General features: G+C 56.2%; 19 protein-coding genes. 12 read left to right on the top strand and 7 right to left on the bottom strand.

The genetic code is table 11. From position 1 onward, the window contains the following. The first annotated feature begins 19 nt into the window (after window positions 1–19). The 12 genes from GZ59_RS13115 to ccmI all read left to right on the top strand — a co-directional run bounded on the left by GZ59_RS13115 (window position 20) and on the right by ccmI (window position 9,915). The gene (locus GZ59_RS13115) at window positions 20–1,894 is read left to right on the top strand and encodes a heme lyase CcmF/NrfE family subunit (protein WP_039292357.1); all 1,875 of its coding nucleotides are present in this window, start codon (window positions 20–22) and stop codon (window positions 1,892–1,894) included. Further along, window positions 1,887–2,288, top strand: a complete 402-nt coding sequence (nrfF, locus tag GZ59_RS13110) for a heme lyase NrfEFG subunit NrfF (protein ID WP_039292346.1) — start codon at window positions 1,887–1,889, stop codon at window positions 2,286–2,288. The genes GZ59_RS13115 and nrfF overlap by 8 nt, the downstream gene beginning before the upstream one ends. Next, window positions 2,285–3,115, top strand: a complete 831-nt coding sequence (gene nrfG, locus GZ59_RS13105; RefSeq protein WP_039292343.1) for a heme lyase NrfEFG subunit NrfG — start codon at window positions 2,285–2,287, stop codon at window positions 3,113–3,115. Before nrfF ends, nrfG begins: the two co-directional genes overlap by 4 nt. A 190-nt stretch (window positions 3,116–3,305) precedes the next feature. Continuing rightward, a complete protein-coding gene (gene ccmA, locus GZ59_RS13100; RefSeq protein WP_039292340.1) occupies window positions 3,306–3,926 on the top strand; it encodes a cytochrome c biogenesis heme-transporting ATPase CcmA in 621 nt (206 codons plus the stop codon). Next, window positions 3,926–4,582 (top strand): heme exporter protein CcmB, encoded by a 657-nt coding sequence (gene ccmB, locus GZ59_RS13095; protein ID WP_080641343.1) that lies wholly within the window; start codon window positions 3,926–3,928, stop codon window positions 4,580–4,582. Before ccmA ends, ccmB begins: the two co-directional genes overlap by 1 nt. Window positions 4,583–4,650: 68 nt before the next feature. Further along, window positions 4,651–5,391 (top strand): heme ABC transporter permease, encoded by a 741-nt coding sequence (locus tag GZ59_RS13090; RefSeq protein ID WP_039295102.1) that lies wholly within the window; start codon window positions 4,651–4,653, stop codon window positions 5,389–5,391. Then, window positions 5,388–5,609 (top strand): heme exporter protein CcmD, encoded by a 222-nt coding sequence (gene ccmD, locus GZ59_RS13085; RefSeq protein WP_039292333.1) that lies wholly within the window; start codon window positions 5,388–5,390, stop codon window positions 5,607–5,609. Before GZ59_RS13090 ends, ccmD begins: the two co-directional genes overlap by 4 nt. Continuing rightward, window positions 5,606–6,088, top strand: coding sequence for a cytochrome c maturation protein CcmE (ccmE, locus tag GZ59_RS13080; protein ID WP_039292330.1), 483 nt, complete (start codon window positions 5,606–5,608; stop codon window positions 6,086–6,088). The genes ccmD and ccmE overlap by 4 nt, the downstream gene beginning before the upstream one ends. Next, window positions 6,085–8,040, top strand: coding sequence for a heme lyase CcmF/NrfE family subunit (locus tag GZ59_RS13075; RefSeq protein WP_011093455.1), 1,956 nt, complete (start codon window positions 6,085–6,087; stop codon window positions 8,038–8,040). Before ccmE ends, GZ59_RS13075 begins: the two co-directional genes overlap by 4 nt. Continuing rightward, window positions 8,037–8,594, top strand: a complete 558-nt coding sequence (locus GZ59_RS13070; protein ID WP_011093456.1) for a DsbE family thiol:disulfide interchange protein — start codon at window positions 8,037–8,039, stop codon at window positions 8,592–8,594. Before GZ59_RS13075 ends, GZ59_RS13070 begins: the two co-directional genes overlap by 4 nt. Further along, window positions 8,591–9,049 (top strand): cytochrome c-type biogenesis protein, encoded by a 459-nt coding sequence (locus GZ59_RS13065; protein WP_039292324.1) that lies wholly within the window; start codon window positions 8,591–8,593, stop codon window positions 9,047–9,049. Before GZ59_RS13070 ends, GZ59_RS13065 begins: the two co-directional genes overlap by 4 nt. Then, entirely contained in the window at window positions 9,046–9,915 is an 870-nt protein-coding gene (gene ccmI / locus GZ59_RS13060; RefSeq protein ID WP_039292321.1) for a c-type cytochrome biogenesis protein CcmI, read from the top strand. The genes GZ59_RS13065 and ccmI overlap by 4 nt, the downstream gene beginning before the upstream one ends. Window positions 9,916–10,617: 702 nt before the next feature. Here ccmI and napC read toward each other — a convergent pair. The 7 genes from napC to napF are packed head-to-tail and all read right to left on the bottom strand — an operon-like array spanning window position 10,618 to window position 16,496. Next, window positions 10,618–11,220 (bottom strand): cytochrome c-type protein NapC, encoded by a 603-nt coding sequence (gene napC / locus GZ59_RS13055; RefSeq protein WP_039292318.1) that lies wholly within the window; start codon window positions 11,218–11,220, stop codon window positions 10,618–10,620. 8 nt (window positions 11,221–11,228) lie between these two features. After that, a complete protein-coding gene (napB, locus tag GZ59_RS13050; RefSeq protein WP_039292315.1) occupies window positions 11,229–11,666 on the bottom strand; it encodes a nitrate reductase cytochrome c-type subunit in 438 nt (145 codons plus the stop codon). Further along, window positions 11,663–12,526 (bottom strand): quinol dehydrogenase ferredoxin subunit NapH, encoded by an 864-nt coding sequence (gene napH, locus GZ59_RS13045; protein ID WP_039292312.1) that lies wholly within the window; start codon window positions 12,524–12,526, stop codon window positions 11,663–11,665. Before napH ends, napB begins: the two co-directional genes overlap by 4 nt. Next, a complete protein-coding gene (gene napG / locus GZ59_RS13040; protein WP_039292308.1) occupies window positions 12,513–13,205 on the bottom strand; it encodes a ferredoxin-type protein NapG in 693 nt (230 codons plus the stop codon). Before napG ends, napH begins: the two co-directional genes overlap by 14 nt. 5 nt (window positions 13,206–13,210) lie before the next feature. Then, complete coding sequence (gene napA, locus GZ59_RS13035) at window positions 13,211–15,697, bottom strand: nitrate reductase catalytic subunit NapA (protein WP_039292305.1); 2,487 nt, start codon at window positions 15,695–15,697, stop codon at window positions 13,211–13,213. Then, window positions 15,694–15,963: a chaperone NapD gene (napD, locus tag GZ59_RS13030; RefSeq protein WP_011093465.1), complete on the bottom strand. Its 270-nt coding sequence runs from the start codon at window positions 15,961–15,963 to the stop codon at window positions 15,694–15,696. Before napD ends, napA begins: the two co-directional genes overlap by 4 nt. Beyond that, on the bottom strand, window positions 15,960–16,496 hold the full coding sequence (napF, locus tag GZ59_RS13025; protein WP_039292301.1) for a ferredoxin-type protein NapF: 537 nt from the start codon (window positions 16,494–16,496) through the stop codon (window positions 15,960–15,962). The genes napD and napF overlap by 4 nt, the downstream gene beginning before the upstream one ends. Window positions 16,497–16,530 lie beyond the last annotated feature (34 nt).

Here is a 16,530-nt window from a genome sequence, read left to right as displayed (position 1 = left end):
CCCAGCAAGAGGCCTGTTGATGTTGTTATTGCCAGAGTTTGGGTATGTGTCGCTGTTACTGGCGGTTTGCGTCGGTGTGGCAACAGCATTGCTGACATTTTCAGGCTACACCCTGCGCTGGTCGGGCACTTACCGACTGGCGCGGTGCTGGACGCTGGTGCTGTTTGGTCTCGTGCTGTTCGCGTTTGTCGCGCTGACGTTGAGCGTGGTGCAGGATGATTTTTCTGTTAATTACGTCGCTCAGCATAGCCACCGTGATTTACCGCTGGGGCTCAAAATTGCGGCGGTCTGGGGCGGGCATGAAGGTTCGCTGCTGCTGTGGCTCTTGTGTTTATCCGGCTGGAGCGCCACATTTGCCTGCCGCTATCGCAAGGCGATGAGCGATCTGTTCCCGCTGACGCTGGCGATGCTCGCGGTGATTGCGACCGCATTGCTGGTATTCATTGTGTTTTTTTCCGATCCTTTTGTGCGCCTCTTCCCGCCTGCGGTGGCGGGGAGGGATCTCAACCCGATGTTGCAACATATTGGCCTCATTCTCCATCCACCGTTGCTCTATCTAGGCTATGGCGGCTTAACCGTGAGTGCGGCACTGGCGTTAGCTGCCCTGATTCACGGCGAGTTTACTGCACCAGCCGCCTGGATTTGCTGGCGTTGGACGCTGCCCGCCTGGAGCCTGTTGACGCTGGGAATCATTTTGGGATCGTGGTGGGCTTATAACGAGCTGGGCTGGGGAGGATGGTGGTTCTGGGATCCGGTAGAGAACGCCTCGTTGCTTCCGTGGTTAACGGCTAGCGCATTGCTTCACAGTCTGTCTGTCACTCGAATGCGCGGTATCTTCCGCCATTGGTCGCTGATATTGGCGCTGTTGACGTTCATTTTATGCCTGCTGGGGACGCTGATTGTTCGTTCCGGAATACTGGTTTCTGTCCATGCCTTTGCCCTCGAACATGATCGCGCGGTACCTTTATTTATCTTGTTTGCCTGCTTAAGCATGGCTGCGCTGGCTGTTTATGGCTGGCGTGCTCAGCTTGTCCATTCCGCAGCCCGCTTCTCTGGCTGGTCACGGGAAATGGCAATACTGCTGGTTTTGTTGCTATTCAGTGCCGTCGCGCTGGTGGTACTACTCGGTACGCTTTATCCGATGATTTATGGACTAGCGGGCTGGGGGAAAATCTCAGTAGGCGCACCCTATTTTAACCGCGTGCTCTTGCCCTTTGCTGGCTTGATGCTGTTGCTCATTGGCGTTGCGGCGGGAGGCTACTGGAAACGCAGTACGCGGTGGCCTGTCTGGCACTTAGGCGTGACGCTGGCAGTCGGTGTCGTCACCGCTCTGGTCTTATGGCCGTATGGATACGATGTGGCGCTGGCTTCCGGTCTGATCGGCTGGGTGATGGCAGCTCAGTGGCTACAGCCGCTGTCGGCGCTACGCCAGCAGCTTCCTGCGCTGTTAGCACATACGGGCGTGGCGTTGTTTGCCTTGGGGATTGCGTTCTCTGCGGGCAGCAAGCAAGAAATCAGCGCCAATGTGGGTCAGGGCGAACAGGTCACGCTGGGTGACTATCAATTTCATTTTTTACAGCTGGATTTAGTGGCGGCGCAGAATTACACCGCAGAGCAGGCCGTGATTGCGATTTATCGTGGCGACTCGCCGATCGCTCGCGTCATACCTGAACGGCGTTATTACAATACACGCAAACATCAGATGATTGAACCGGGTATTGCCTGGGGGCCAATCAGAGAATGGTATGCCGTGATGGGAGAGAAAACCGGCGAAAACCGCTATGCGATGCGTTTCTATGTGCAAACCGGCGTTCGCTGGGTGTGGGGCGGCGGCATGTTGATGGTCGCTGGCGCACTGCTGGGATGGTTCCGAGGGAGAAGGGTCTATGACTAAGCACCTTGCGCTTCTTCTCATGTTGCTGGCTTTTTCTGTGCAGGCACAGGTGGTTGATACCTGGGTGTTTTCCAGTCAGGCACAGCGTCAGGACGCGATGGCAATTGCCGGAGAGTTACGCTGTCCACAGTGTCAGAATCAAAGCCTGCTGGAGTCGAATTCGCCCGTCGCGGTCAGCATGCGCCATGAGGTTTTTTCCATGGTGGAGCAAGGTAAAGACAAATCAGAAATTATGGCGTTTATGAACCAGCGCTATGGCGATTTTGTTCAGTACAACCCCCCGATGAAAATGCAAACCGGCATCCTTTGGCTAACGCCGCTGTTTTTGCTGCTCGCGATCGCGGTGATTGCGTGGCGGGTGATACGGCGACAGAACCGAGGGGCGCGCTCATGAACCTATTAAACGAATTGATCGTCGCTGTCGCTATTCTTGCTCTGGCTGTCGGACTGTTGTGGCCGCTATTACCCCTGCGCAAGACCGAGGGGGATGGAAAGCTACCGCGTTTAGCGGAGCGTATCTGGCATTTTCAGTGTGAACAGGCAGGGAAGCATCTGTCCGAGCATGAGGCCAAGATGTTGGGGCGTGAGCTGACGCATGACCTACCGCTAACGCAATCCTCTTTTTCTGCACTGCGCCCGATGCCCACTATCGCCATTGTGGTCGCGGTCATCGTTATCCTATTGAGCAGTGCGGCGTTCTATGCGCTGGGCCAGCGTGGTGTGCTGGTTCAGGCGGAACGCCAGCGGCTTGCCGATCCGCTACGTGATTTTAGCGACGCGCAACAGCAGGAAAAACAGCTTGTTGCCTTGCAGGACAACATTCGTAAAACGCCGAGCAACAGCGTCCTCTGGGCTGAACTGGGTGAGTATTATCTTTACCGTAACGCTTATGACAACGCGCTGCGCGCTTATCAGCAGGCGATTGCGCTTAAGGGTGACAGTGCGGAGCTGTATTCGGCGCTGGCGACAGTGCTGTATTACCAGTCTGGTCAGGTTGTCACGCCTGCTATGCAGGAGATGGTCGATAAAGCGCTGGCGCTGGACGCCAATGAAGTCACGGCACTGATGCTGCTGGCGTCTGACGCATTCTTGAAGGCCGATTATGCACGCGCGATTACGATTTGGCAGCGCCTGTTGGATACATACAGCCCGCGGGTTAACCGCGCTCAATTGATCGCGGCGATCAACACGGCAACGCTGCTGAAGAACAGCCAGAAATAGTGCGTGATTTCCTTCGGCTCAGCAATGCCAGCACCGCTTTTGGCACCGTCATGATGACGGAGATAACCGGAATCACCGACTTTATTGATCTCAATAAAAAAGATTAACTCTTTAGGGTTACGACCCCCAAGAGGGGGAGTAAAGGCGTCATGTTATTCTATAGCCACGAAGAAAGTAGGAGTAAACCCCGATGTTAGAAGCGCGCGATGTGGTTTGCATACGCGATGAGCATGTGCTGTTCAGCGCGTTGTCGTTTACCGCCAGCCCGGGAGAAATGGTGCAGATTGCCGGTGCTAACGGGGTAGGTAAAACATCGCTGCTGCGCATGTTAAGCGGTCTGGCGACGCCCGAGTCGGGGGAAATCTGCTGGCAGGGGCAGCGAATCAATCGTATCCGCGAGCATTTTAATCAGCAGCTTCTGTGGCTAGGCCATCAGCCGGGCATCAAGAGCGTCCTGACCGGTGAAGAAAATCTGCGCTTTTTCTATCCGCAACAGCATCAGGATGCACATTGGCAGGCGTTGGCTGCTGTCGGGTTGGCTGGATATGAAGACGTGCCTGTGGCGCGTCTTTCGGCGGGACAGCAGCGTCGCGTTGCGCTGGCGCGTTTGTGGCTCACCGATGTGCCGCTGTGGATTCTGGATGAACCGCTGACCGCGCTTGACGTGGCGGGCGTCGAAATGCTGACACAGCGTATGGAACACCATATTGCGCACGGCGGCATCATCATTTTAACCACTCATCAGCCGCTACGTCCGTTTGCTCAAAGTATCCGCTGTATCCAGCTCACACCAAGTGAGGGCACGCCATAATGCGGCGGTTGATTGCTCGAGAACTGCGCGTCGCGTTACGCAATAACGCTGAGATTCTTAACCCGCTGTGGTTCTTCCTCATCGTCATCATCTTATTTCCGTTGGCCATCGGGCCAGAACCGCAGCTGCTGATGCGCGTGGCGCCGGGTGTGGTGTGGGTCGCGGCATTGCTCGCGTCTCTGCTGGCGATGGATCGTCTTTTTCGCGATGACTATCAGGATGGTTCGCTAGAACAACTGACGCTGCTGCCTTTGCCGCTGCCGCTAGTGGTGCTGGCGAAAGTGGTGGTGCACTGGATGGTCAGTGGGCTGCCGCTGCTACTGCTTTCCCCGCTGGCGGCACTTCTGTTTGGGCTGGACAGCCACGGCTGGTGGGTGATGGCATTAACGCTGTTGCTCTGCACGCCAACACTGAGTTTTCTAGGCGCTATTGGCGCGGGATTAACGGTCGGGCTGCGCCGCAGCGGCGTGTTGTTAAGCCTGCTGGTACTGCCGCTGACCATACCGCTGCTGATTTTTGCGACGGCGGCGGTAGAGGCCGCGATGATGCAACTGCCAGTGGGTGGGTATCTGGCGATCCTCGGTGCTTTTTTGGTGGGTAGCGCCACCCTAAGCCCGTTTGCCACGGCGGCGGCGTTGCGGGTGAGCATACAATAATTTTCCGATCTCAGGATCGCATTCGTCGTCCCGTTGGGATGCGTTTTACGCAAAGTGAGCACACGATTATGTTGAAAAAAAACTATCAGCTTACGCAGCCGGATCGCCTTTATGGCCTTTGCGGCAGGCTTATCCCCTGGATTGCCCTGATCAGCGTCGCGTTGCTGATCGGCGGTTGCCTGTTAGGGTTCGGGTTTGCGCCTGTAGATTCTCAGCAAGGGCAAGGGTATCGCATCATGTATCTGCACGTGCCAGCTGCCGTATGGTCGATGGGTGTCTATGCCGTGATGGCGATTTTCGCGCTGGTCGGGATGATTCGGCAGTCAAAAACGGCGGAGCTTGCCGTGGCAGCGATGGCTCCCGTTGGTGCGGTGTTTACCTTTATTGCGCTGACCACTGGCGCTACCTGGGGCAAACCGATGTGGGGAACCTGGTGGGTTTGGGATGCACGCCTGACGTCGGAACTCGTCCTGTTATTTCTGTACGTCGGTATCATCGCGCTCTACAACGCATTTGACGATCGCCGCCTTGCCGGTCGTGCGGCGGCCATTTTGGTGCTGGTTGGCGTGGTGAATTTACCCATCATCCATTTCTCGGTCGAGTGGTGGAATACCCTGCATCAGGGATCGACAAAAATGCAGAAGACCATCGATCCCGCCATGCGCCTTCCGCTGCGAATCATGATGCTAGGGTTTATGAGTTTATTCGTGACGTTGTCACTCATGCGATTGCGTAATTTGATACTGGTGCAGCAGCGCCGTGCACCTTGGGTTGCTGCGCTGGTCAATAAAGGAGGAGTAGCACGATGAATATCGCCTTCACGAGCTGGCAAGATTTCTTTGCGATGGGCGGCTATGCCTTGTACGTGTGGCTGGCCGTGGTGTTAACGCTGCTACCGCTGAGTGCGTTGATCGGGCATACCCTTTTGGGCCGTCGTGCATTGCTGCGGGATATCCGCCGCCAGCAGGCGCGTGATCAGCGTAAGAGCACGGCGCGTCAGTCGGAAACCATGGGGGTGGTGCAATGAGTGCACCGCGTAAAACTCGCCTCTATGCCATTCTGGCCGTCGTCTGCGGCGCGGTACTGACGATAGCGCTGATGCTCTATGCGTTGAGCTCAAATATCGATCTCTTCTATACGCCCAGCGAAATTCTCTACGGCAAAAATGAAACGCAGGAAAAACCGGCGATCGGACAGCGTTTGCGCGTTGGCGGCATGGTGATGCCGGGCAGCGTACGCCGTGATAGCCAAAGTCTGGAGGTCCGTTTCACCGTTTATGACGCGAAGGGTTCAGTGGACGTGACTTACAACGGGATGCTACCGGACCTGTTCCGTGAAGGGCAAGGCGTTGTGGCGCAGGGCATTCTGGATACCGACGATCATATTGCGGCGAAAGAAGTGCTTGCCCGACATGACGAAAATTACACGCCACCGGAAATCAAAGCGGCGATGGAAGGGCAGAACGGCCATGCACCCGCGGCTGGCACAGAGGGTAAACGGTTATGATGCCTGAAGTGGGCAATTATCTGCTCTGTCTGGCGCTGGGCGTCGCGCTGTTGCTCAGCGTGTATCCGCTGTGGGGGGCATCACGTCAGGATGAACGCCTAATGGCGCTGGCGCGTCCACTTGCCTGGGCGCTGTTTGCATGCATTTTGGCTTCCTTCCTCGTGCTGGTGCATGCGCTGGTGATCAATGATTTCACCGTCCTCTATGTAGCAAACAACTCGAATCGTGCGCTGCCAGTGTGGTATCGCGTGGCGGCGGCATGGGGCGCACATGAAGGATCGCTGCTGCTCTGGGTTCTGCTGATGAGCGGTTGGACCTTTGCCGTGGCGGTCTTCAGCCGAGGGATGTCGCTGGATGCGGTCGCCCGGGTATTAGCCGTCATGGGAATGATTAATGTCGGCTTCTTATTGTTCATTATTCTGACGTCGAATCCCTTTACGCGCACGCTGCCGGACTACCCAATTGACGGGCGCGATCTCAATCCGCTGCTGCAGGATGTCGGGTTAATCTTCCACCCTCCGCTGCTTTACATGGGTTATGTCGGGTTTTCCGTGGCGTTTGCGTTTGCGGTTGCCTCGCTGCTGGCTGAACGGCTGGACAGCGCGTGGGCACGTTGGTCTCGACCGTGGACGCAGGCGGCCTGGTCGTTCCTGACGTTGGGTATCGTGCTCGGCTCTGGTTGGGCGTATTACGAACTCGGCTGGGGCGGTTGGTGGTTCTGGGATCCGGTAGAAAATGCCTCACTGATGCCGTGGCTGGTGGGCACGGCGCTGCTGCATTCGCTGTCGGTCACCGAAAAACGCGGCAGCTTTAAAGCCTGGACGGTGTTGTTGGCTATCGGCGCGTTCTCGCTCTGCCTGTTGGGTACCTTTCTGGTGCGTTCTGGCGTACTGGTGTCGGTGCATGCATTTGCCTCCGATCCGGCGCGTGGGATGTTTATTCTCGCATTTCTGGTCATTGTCATCGGCGGTTCATTGCTGCTGTTCGCCATCAAAGGCAACAGAGTACGGGCACGGGTGACGAATTCGCTCTGGTCGCGTGAGACGTTCCTGCTCGGCAATAACCTGATCCTGATGGCGGCCACGCTCGTGGTGCTGCTGGGAACGCTGCTGCCGTTGGTGCATAAGCAATTGGGTTTGGGCAGCATTTCCATTGGCGCACCGTTCTTCAACACCATGTTTACCCTGTTAATGTCGCCTTTTGCTCTGCTGTTGGGCGTGGGGCCACTGGTTCGTTGGCGGCGCGATGAGCCGCAAAAGCTGCGTAAGCTGCTGCTGGTTGCGCTGGCTGTGACCGCCGCGCTGTCGCTGCTGCTTCCGTGGTTGTTGCAGGACTCGCTGGTTGCCATGACGGTAGTCGGCTTGTCGATGGCGCTGTGGGTATTTTTCTTAACGGTGTACGACCTGCATGCCAATTCTACTCGACGTCATGGCCTGCTGCGCGGTTTGACCACACTCTCACTGAGCCAGTGGGGCATGGTGTGCGGTCATATTGGGCTGGCGGTGACGGTGGTGGGCATCGCCTTCAGTCAGAATTATAGCGTCGAGCGTGATGTGCGGATGCGGGCAGGCGACAGCATCCAGATCCATGATTATCGGTTTACGTTTCAAGGTGTGCAGAATGTTGTGGGGCCTAACTGGCACAGCGGTAAAGGGACGATTGAGGTCACGCGTAACGGCAAGCCGGAGGCGATCCTGAAAGCGGAAAAACGCTTCTATAACACCAGCGGCGCGGTCATGACGGAAGCTGCTATTGATGCGGGTGTGACGCGCGATCTCTATGCGGCCTTGGGCGAACAATTAGATGACGATAGCTGGGCGGTACGGCTGTATTACAAACCCTTTATTCGCTGGATTTGGTATGGCGGGGGGCTGATGGCGTTAGGTGGCATTCTGTGCATGTTTGACCCTCGCTATCGCCTGCGTCGGGCCGTTAGGGAGACATCAGCATGAGCCGTAAGATTTTATTAATCCCGCTCGCCCTGTTTTTGCTGCTGGCTGTTGCCTTGCTGTGGCAACTGGTGCGTAACAGCGACGGTGACGATCCCATGCGACTGGAGTCCGCCCTGATTGGCAAATCAATCCCTGCGTTTCGTCTTGAATCGCTGGATCAGCCGGGAAAGATTTACAGCCAATCTGAACTGAGTGATGGCAAGCCGCTGCTGCTAAACGTCTGGGCGACCTGGTGCCCAACGTGTAGGGCTGAACACCAGTTTCTCAATACGCTGGCGGCGCAGGGAATTCGCGTCGTGGGCATGAATTATAAAGATGAACGCCCCAAAGCGGTTGAATGGTTGAAGACGCTAGGCAACCCCTATGCAATGAGCTTGTTTGATGGCGACGGCATGTTGGGGCTAGATCTAGGTGTGTACGGCGCGCCGGAAACCTTCCTGATCGACGGGAAAGGCATCATTCGCTATCGCCATGCGGGCGATCTCAACATGCAGGTGTGGCAAGAAACGCTGCAACCGCTGTGGGAAAAATACAGCAAGGAGGGCGGCGCATGAGAGTGCTCAGCTTCCTTGGTGCACTGCTGCTGTCGTTCAGCGTGCTGGCGTCATCCGAAGTATTGCGTTTTGACAACGACACGCAGGAGCAACAGTTTCGCGAATTGACGATGCAACTGCGCTGCCCAAAATGCCAGAACAACAGCATTGCCGATTCCAATTCGATGATTGCTTCGGATATGCGGCAGAAAGTGTATGAGCTCATGCAGCAAGGGCAAACGAAAGAGCAGGTTGTCGATTATATGGTGGATCGTTACGGTTATTTTGTGACGTATGAACCGCCGATTACGCCTTTCACGATCCTGCTATGGCTATTGCCTGCGCTGTTTCTGGCGGCGGGGGCGGCGATGATTATTCAGCGCGCGCGCCGCATCAGAAGTGCCAAAGAACCGATGAGTGAACAGGATAAAAAGCGTTTGCAGATGTTGTTGGGACGTGAGGAGAAATCGGAATGATGTTACTGACAACCATCATTGTCTTATCGCTGATTGCACTGTCCGCGCTGCTGCTTGCGCCGTGGTCGTCACGGGGCGAATACGATCGCGATGCGATCAATCAGGCGCTGTATCGCGATCGTCTGCGTGAACTTAATGGGGATGTTGCCAATGAGCAGGAGCGTGCTCAGTTAGTTGAAGAACTCCAGCATACGCTATTGCAAGATATTCCTGACGGTACAACGGTACAACGGCGTCCGTTGAACCGTTGGGTTTTGCTGCCGGGTGTGCTGTTGCTGGTCATCGTCAGCCTCGGTGTGTTTTGGCAGACTTCTGCGGTTAATCGGGTGCAAGAGTTGCAGCAGGTGGTGGCGTTAACGCCAGATCTGATGAAGCGAGCGCTGGATGCTGATGCAGAACCACTGACCATCGAAGAAGTCTCGCGCCTCGGTTTGGGGTTACGCAGCCAACTGGAAGCGCAGCCAGATAATGCACAAGACTGGTGGATGCTGGGGCGTATTGCGGGCTTGCTGAATAACTATGACATGTCTGTGCAGGCGTTTGCCAAAGCGTTCCAGCTCGATCCGAAAAATACGGATCTGGCGCTGGATTATGCCGATCTACTTTCGAGATCCACCGACCCGCGTGATAGCCAGCGCGGTGGTGACATGCTGCGTGAGCTGATGAATTCCGGCTCGACCAATGTGCGCGTACTGAGCCTTTTGGCTTTCAATGCCTATGAAGCCCAGCGCTATCAAGACGCGATTGATGCCTGGAAAGCGATGCTAAAACTGCTCCCGCAAAACGACACACGCCGTGCTGTCATCGAGCGCAGTGTGGCGCAGGCCGAAGCCTCTCTGTCGGTGCAGGCGGTAACTGGGAAGTAAGTTCTTTTTATCTTTGTCTTGAGCAAAAGGGCGATATATCGCCCTCAGACCGTTGACAAACTTATTTGCCGAATGAAAACGGGAGTAACGGAATAGAAGAGTAAAGCGTTTGCGCCAGGGATGGCGCAAGCCGAGCGTACAAGGATGTATTCACAGCGTCTTTACGATCTATCCGTTACTCCCGCTCTACGGACTGTGTCAGCAACCTCGCCCTTTTGTTGTTTCTGTTGTTTCTGTTGTTTCTGTTGTTTCTGTTGTTACGGTGAAGGTTTCGTGCGCTACACGCCGCGTGAATTTCTGCAACTCGCGTCGCACGCGCCCGACACGGGGCGGCTCATCGCCGTCGCCCCGTGACCCCTGGCTTTTTGCGGGAAATCGCGCCGCTTGGCGATGCCTTCGGCGTTCGTATCCGCGGTTCGGACCACCTGCGACGCGATTACTCGCCCCATTAATGGGACTCGCCCTTCGGGCCAGCACAAGTGCTGTTTAAAAACGTCTTTGACGTTTTTGTCTTACGCGGCGCAGGCTTTCGCGGCGTCCATGCCGCTCATCCGGCGGCTACGCCCACCTCAGCGCGATTTTTTACGCGAGCCAACCCATAAGGTCAAAAGACTGAACCCAGCACATTGCTAGTTTGGGTCGGATGTTTCCGCTTGTGGTGAGGACGGCATACACCGTCCTATGTGTTAAGAAGAGGTGTGCTTATAACCCGCTTTTGACGCCGTGCATGTCCGGCAGTTTGTGTGCGATGCCTTTGTGGCAATCGATACAGGTTTGACCGAGTTTTATCGCTTCGCTGTGTTTTTCCGCCGCGACCGTTTTTTGCCCTGATAAGTCCATATAGTCAACGTTGTGGCAGTTGCGGCATTCCTGAGAGTTGTTATTTTTCATACGCCGCCATTCGCTCTGCGCCATCGTTAGTCGGTGTGCTTCGAATTTTTGTGGCGTGTCGATGGTGCCCATTATTTTGCCGTACAGCTCTTTACTGGCCTGAATCTTACGCACCATTTTCGGCACTAATTCATGCGGAACGTGGCAATCCGGGCAGGTGGCACGCACGCCGCTGCGGTTGCTGTAGTGCGCGGTTTCCATATATTCCTGATAGACGGTATTGCGCATCTCATGACAGCTGATGCAGAACGCCTCGCTGTTGCTCATTTCCATGCCTTTCTGGGATGTCGCCAGAAAGAAAATACCGCCCGCGAAGCCGCTAATCAGCAACGTTCCCAGTGCCAGCCGACTTGGGCGACGCCACCATTGCCACAGCTGGCGCAACAACCGTCCTACTTTTCCTGGCTGTTTCATAGCAAACCTCACTGTCCAAAGCCTTTAGAAGGGGTGAACGTGTTGCCGGTAATCGGCGAACTATCCGTCTGCGGCACATGGCATTGCAGGCAGAAATGGCGTGCGGGGGCCACATTGCTCAGCACTTTACCGTCTCTGTCGACAAAGTGGGTCGGGCTGACGCGGGGGGCGCTGGTGGAACGGTAGTTCTCTACTCCGTGACACTGTAAGCAGCGGTTAAAGGTTGGGGTGACCTGATAGCCATCCACGCTATGTGGGATCATCGGCGGTTGGTTGACATAGTTGAGCGCCATACGCTCCTGCTGCTTCGGCATCCGGCTATTTCCCGGCTGTGTCGCGGCGACTTCCGGCGATTGACTTAAATCGACCTGTGCAGTGGCTATCGCACTGCACATTATTGCCAAGGCGGTGATCCAACGAAACCATCCCATTCTCAGGCTTTTCATGACTTTGCTCCCGATTTCCATCTAAGGGTTATTTTAAAAACGTCTTCAGCGCAGACATCAATACAGCGTCCGCATGTTATGCAGTCTCGGTCAGTCACCTGTACCGGACTGTCTTTATCGAGCAAGGGTGCGCGCAATACCTGCGGCTCTGGACAGACATGAAAACAGTCCATGCAGCGCGTACAGCGTTCACGTTTGGCGGCATCCACAACTAATGCGCCTTTACTGCCAAGCGCACCGTACAGCGCACCCGTCGGGCAAAGGTGCCCGCACCAGCCGTGTTCCACGACCAATAAATCAAACAAAAACAACGCTAATAGCAGCCAGATGCCTGCACCAAACCCAAAAATCAGCCCACGGCTCGCCAATGAGACAGGGTTGACCCATTCCCACAGCAGCCCGCCCGTCAGTGCGCTACCTGCCAGAATAAGTATCAGCAGCAGATAGCGCAGGTTGCGGGGGAGTGTTGCCGAGGCGGTGATGCCGAAACGACGACGCAGCCAGGCGGCTAAATCGGTGAGCGGATTCACGGGGCAGACCCAGCTACAGAACAGGCGCTTGCCCGCCAGCGCATAGCTCAGCGCAATAATCAGCGCCCCGACCAGTGCAAGTGCGGCGGGCAGGTGGCCGCTGGCCAGACTTTGCAGCACCATTAGCGGATCGCTAAGTGGCACGGTGTTGAGCAATCGGCTGGAGCTGTAGTTACCGCGCAAGATCCAGAACCCTAACAGCGGGCCGCTGAGGAACATCAGCAGCACCAGAGATTGGGTCAGGCGGCGCAGTACCAGCCAGCGGTGACTTCGCCACCAACCTTTTTTCGCCCGAGCTTCTCGTCCAGCGTCTTGCTTACGATTTGCCATCGCGTGCCTCCAGCCAACTGAAACGGTAGTGATGCCCGAGTTCGCCTTTTGCCAGCGTGCGCGGTAAGACCTTTATCGCAGGTTGTTCCAGCACGCAGGCTTTTTCACACTTGCCGCAGCCGGTACAGACATCGCTATGCACGGTAGGCAGAAAGCGAGCATGCTTTCCGGTACGGGCATTGCGCTCTGGCTCCAGTGTGATGGCGCTATCGATAAGGGGGCAGACGCGATAACACACCTCGCAGCGTAACCCCTGATAGTTCAGGCAGTTCTCCTGATCTAACAGCACCGCCAATCCCATGCGGGCATCATCGATAGAATCCAGCGGCTGTAAGGCACCGCTAGGGCAGGCGACCACGCAGGGAATGTCCTCGCACATCTCACACGGGATATCACGCGCGACAAAGTAAGGGCTACCCGCTGCGGGACCGGATACCAGCGTCGCCAGCTTTAGCGTGTCGTAGGGGCAGGCCTGAACACATTGACCACAGCGGATGCAGGCACCGGAAAACGTCGCTTCAGGCAGCGCACCCGGCGGCCGCAGCCGGAGTACGTCAGCCTGCGCGCGCCGCTGCTGAATGCCGAGTATCGTCACCGCTACGGATAAACCCGCAACGGCACGAACGGCGTCACGCAGAAAGCGGCGGCGAGCGGGTGGTGAATTCTCCGGGCGTGCCATGTTCGCTACACCTTAGCCAGCTTGACGGCACATTTCTTAAAGTCCGTTTCTTTCGACAGCGGATCGGTCGCATCCAGCGTCAGGACGTTGGTCATCTGTGCGGCGTCGAAGAACGGCATATACACCAGCCCGCGCGGCGGTTTATTACGACCGCGAGTCTCAACCACGGAGATGACTTCGCCACGGCGTGAGATGATGCGCACTTTCTCACCGCGTCGTAGATCGCGCGCTTTGGCATCCTGAGGGTGGATAAACAGCACGGCTTCGGGGAAGGCGCGATGCAGCTCTGGTACGCGACGCGTCATGCTGCCGGTGTGCCAGTGCTCCAGCACGCGACCGGTAGAGAACCAGAGATCGTATTCTTCGTCCGGCGCTTCTGCTGCGGGTTCGTATGGCAGCGCGAAAATCACCGCCTTGCCATCCGGTTTACCGTAAAAACGGTAGGCTTCTCCCGCTTTGACGTAAGGATCGTGCCCTTCGCTGTAGCGCCACTGCGTTTCCTTGCCGTCAACGACCGGCCAGCGTAGCCCGCGAGCCTTATGATAAGCATCGAATGGTGCTAAATCGTGACCGTGTCCCCGGCCAAACGCGGCGTATTCTTCAAACAGACCTTTCTGCAAATAAAAACCAAATTCGCGAGATTCGTCGTTCAGCTGATTTTCCGCTAATTCGCTGAGCGGGAAGCGCGTGGTGACATCGTTCGCAAACAGCACGTCATAGAGCGTTTTGCCGCGATAGGCCGGTTTCTGCGCCAGGAGTTCTTCCGGCCACACGTCCTCCACGGTGAAACGTTTGGCAAAGCTGACGACCTGCCACAGGTCCGATTTTGACTCGCCCGGCGCTTTAACCTGCTGACGCCAGAACTGTGTCCGACGCTCGGCGTTGCCGTAGGCCCCTTCTTTTTCCACCCACATCGCGGTAGGCAAAATCAGGTCGGCGGCCAGTGCGCTGATGGTTGGGTAAGGGTCGGAAACGACAATGAAATTGCGCGGATCGCGCCAGCCCGGCATACGTTCCTGATTGATGTTAGGGCCAGCCTGCATGTTGTTGTTACACATCACCCAATAGGCATTCAGCGTGCCGTCTTTCAGCGCCCGATCTTGTGCGACGGCGTGCAGACCGATTTTTTCAGGGATGGTGCCTGTCGGTAACTGCCACAGTTTTTCCGCAATCGCACGGTGTTTCTCGTTGGTTACGACCATGTCTGCTGGCAGGCGGTGGGCAAAGGTGCCGACTTCACGCGCGGTGCCGCAGGCAGAAGGTTGCCCGGTTAACGAGAACGGCCCGCAGCCCGGTTGAGAGATCTTGCCGGTCAGCAGGTGGATGTTATAGACCAGATTGTTCGCCCAGACGCCGCGCGTGTGCTGGTTAAAGCCCATAGTCCAATAGGAGATCACTTTTTTCTTCGGATCGGCGTAGAGTTTTGCCAGCGCTTCCAACTGGTCGGCAGGAACGCCGCTGATCGCGACCGTTTTTTCCAGCGTATAGTCGGCGACAAAGGCTTTGTATTCTTCAAAACTCATCGGCTCGGACGCGTCGGAACCGGGATTTTTCGCCGCTTTTTCCAACGGGTGCGTCGGGCGTAGCCCGTAACCGATATCGGTTACGCCTCTACGTAGATTCACGTGGCGAGTAAAGAACGCCTCGTTCACCGCATTGTTTTGAATAATGTAGTTGGCGATGTAGTTGAGAATGGCGAGATCGGTTTGCGGCGTAAACACCATCCCGTTATCTGCCAGCTCAAAACTGCGGTGCTGATAGGTAGACAGCACAGCGACCGTGACATTGTTGTTTGACAGGCTGCGGTCAGTAATACGCGACCAGAGAATCGGGTGCATCTCCGCCATGTTGGAGCCCCACAGCACAAACGCATCGGTCTGCTCGATATCATCGTAGCAACCCATGGGTTCATCCATACCGAAGGTACGCATAAAGCCTACCACCGCCGAGGCCATACAGTGGCGCGCGTTAGGGTCAATATTGTTGGAACGGAAACCGGCTTTGAACAGTTTGGCGGAGGCATAACCTTCCCAAATCGTTGATTGCCCAGAGCCAAACATACCTATTGCGTTCGGGCCTTTCTCCTTCAGCGCGGTTTTGAATTTCTCCGCCATGATGTCAAACGCTTTGTCCCAGGAGATGGGAGTGAATTCGCCTTCTTTGTCGAACTGGCCGTTACGCATGCGTAGCAAAGGCTGGGTCAGGCGATCCTGTCCGTACATGATTTTGGGCAGGAAATAGCCTTTGATGCAGTTTAGTCCACGGTTAACCGGTGCTTCGGGATCGCCCTGACTGGCGACGATGCGCCCATTTTGCGTCCCCACCAAGACACCGCATCCTACGCCACAGAAGCGGCAGGGGGCTTTATCCCAGTGGATTGCATCCGACTGCTCGGTCGCGGCGCGAACCGCGATAGGGATGGTGATGCCTGCGACCGCGGCGGCCGCAGCAACAGCGTTCGCCTTCATAAAGTGTCGTCGACTGAGTTTCATGGTATTTCCTCACCCTGAGATTGTTCATCAAGCTGGTGATAAACCAGCGAAACCGCCAATACGCCTGCAAGCTCGCGTATTGACGCTATGTGTTTTAACAGCGTGTCTTCTGAATCTGACTCCAGTACCACGGCCATTTTTCCGGTATCGCTATCGCTGGCGGCAACCTCCACATTGGGTAATTTTTCCAATACGTCGCTTACCGCCGCCATACGTTCCGTCTTGACGTGAACCACTACACTGCAAACATGCCAGACTGTGCTCATCGGTTTTCCTGTTGCGTCGTGAGACGCGCTGGCGCGGTGTGATATTCCGCTGTTATTTTTTTCATCGACATGGCACCGACGGGGCACCCTGAAATACATGCGCCGCAGGTGGTACAGGCGTCATCATCGATCGACGGTGCGGCAATGCGTCCGAGGGTTGGCCGAAACCGTATCGCGCCTGTTTCACACGCATCCTGACAGCTGCGGCATTCCACCTGATGTAGCGATAAACAGGCATCCTGAATCGTCAGGTGATATTCCCACGGCGCGGTGTGGCTTTCCGCGAACAGCGCTTGTGGACACGCGCGAGCGCAGTCGTAGCAGAAGGTGCATTCGCCGCGTTGGAAATCGATAGTGGGAAAGCCCCCTGAACCTCGCTGGATGATCCTCGTTTCGCAGGCCTCAACGCAGGCATTACAGCGCGTACACTGACTCAGAAAATGGCTTTCGGCACCACTCCACGGCGGACGCAGCGCGTTGTCTGTACGCTGTAGGCCACCGGTCAGTAAGGAACGTCGAGAGAGGTTAGTCATGGCGGTTTGTCGCTCTGGCACTCGGTAAAATATC

The organism is Pectobacterium atrosepticum, from assembly GCF_000740965.1.
In the GTDB taxonomy this organism is placed as follows: domain Bacteria; phylum Pseudomonadota; class Gammaproteobacteria; order Enterobacterales; family Enterobacteriaceae; genus Pectobacterium; species Pectobacterium atrosepticum.
This window is presented reverse-complemented; position numbering and strand designations above follow the sequence as displayed.

Coding starts and splice junctions, on each gene's coding strand:
- napG (WP_039292308.1), bottom strand. CDS start 13,205: ATGGCACGCCCGGAGAATTCACCACCCGCTCGCCGCCGCTTTCTGCGT.
- napF (WP_039292301.1), bottom strand. CDS start 16,496: ATGACTAACCTCTCTCGACGTTCCTTACTGACCGGTGGCCTACAGCGT.
- nrfG (WP_039292343.1), top strand. CDS start 2,285: ATGAACCTATTAAACGAATTGATCGTCGCTGTCGCTATTCTTGCTCTG.
- ccmA (WP_039292340.1), top strand. CDS start 3,306: ATGTTAGAAGCGCGCGATGTGGTTTGCATACGCGATGAGCATGTGCTG.
- GZ59_RS13065 (WP_039292324.1), top strand. CDS start 8,591: ATGAGAGTGCTCAGCTTCCTTGGTGCACTGCTGCTGTCGTTCAGCGTG.
- napH (WP_039292312.1), bottom strand. CDS start 12,526: ATGGCAAATCGTAAGCAAGACGCTGGACGAGAAGCTCGGGCGAAAAAA.
- ccmD (WP_039292333.1), top strand. CDS start 5,388: ATGAATATCGCCTTCACGAGCTGGCAAGATTTCTTTGCGATGGGCGGC.
- ccmI (WP_039292321.1), top strand. CDS start 9,046: ATGATGTTACTGACAACCATCATTGTCTTATCGCTGATTGCACTGTCC.
- nrfF (WP_039292346.1), top strand. CDS start 1,887: ATGACTAAGCACCTTGCGCTTCTTCTCATGTTGCTGGCTTTTTCTGTG.
- napA (WP_039292305.1), bottom strand. CDS start 15,697: ATGAAACTCAGTCGACGACACTTTATGAAGGCGAACGCTGTTGCTGCG.
- napD (WP_011093465.1), bottom strand. CDS start 15,963: ATGAGCACAGTCTGGCATGTTTGCAGTGTAGTGGTTCACGTCAAGACG.
- napB (WP_039292315.1), bottom strand. CDS start 11,666: ATGAAAAGCCTGAGAATGGGATGGTTTCGTTGGATCACCGCCTTGGCA.
- GZ59_RS13090 (WP_039295102.1), top strand. CDS start 4,651: ATGTTGAAAAAAAACTATCAGCTTACGCAGCCGGATCGCCTTTATGGC.
- napC (WP_039292318.1), bottom strand. CDS start 11,220: ATGAAACAGCCAGGAAAAGTAGGACGGTTGTTGCGCCAGCTGTGGCAA.
- GZ59_RS13070 (WP_011093456.1), top strand. CDS start 8,037: ATGAGCCGTAAGATTTTATTAATCCCGCTCGCCCTGTTTTTGCTGCTG.
- ccmB (WP_080641343.1), top strand. CDS start 3,926: ATGCGGCGGTTGATTGCTCGAGAACTGCGCGTCGCGTTACGCAATAAC.
- GZ59_RS13075 (WP_011093455.1), top strand. CDS start 6,085: ATGATGCCTGAAGTGGGCAATTATCTGCTCTGTCTGGCGCTGGGCGTC.
- ccmE (WP_039292330.1), top strand. CDS start 5,606: ATGAGTGCACCGCGTAAAACTCGCCTCTATGCCATTCTGGCCGTCGTC.
- GZ59_RS13115 (WP_039292357.1), top strand. CDS start 20: ATGTTGTTATTGCCAGAGTTTGGGTATGTGTCGCTGTTACTGGCGGTT.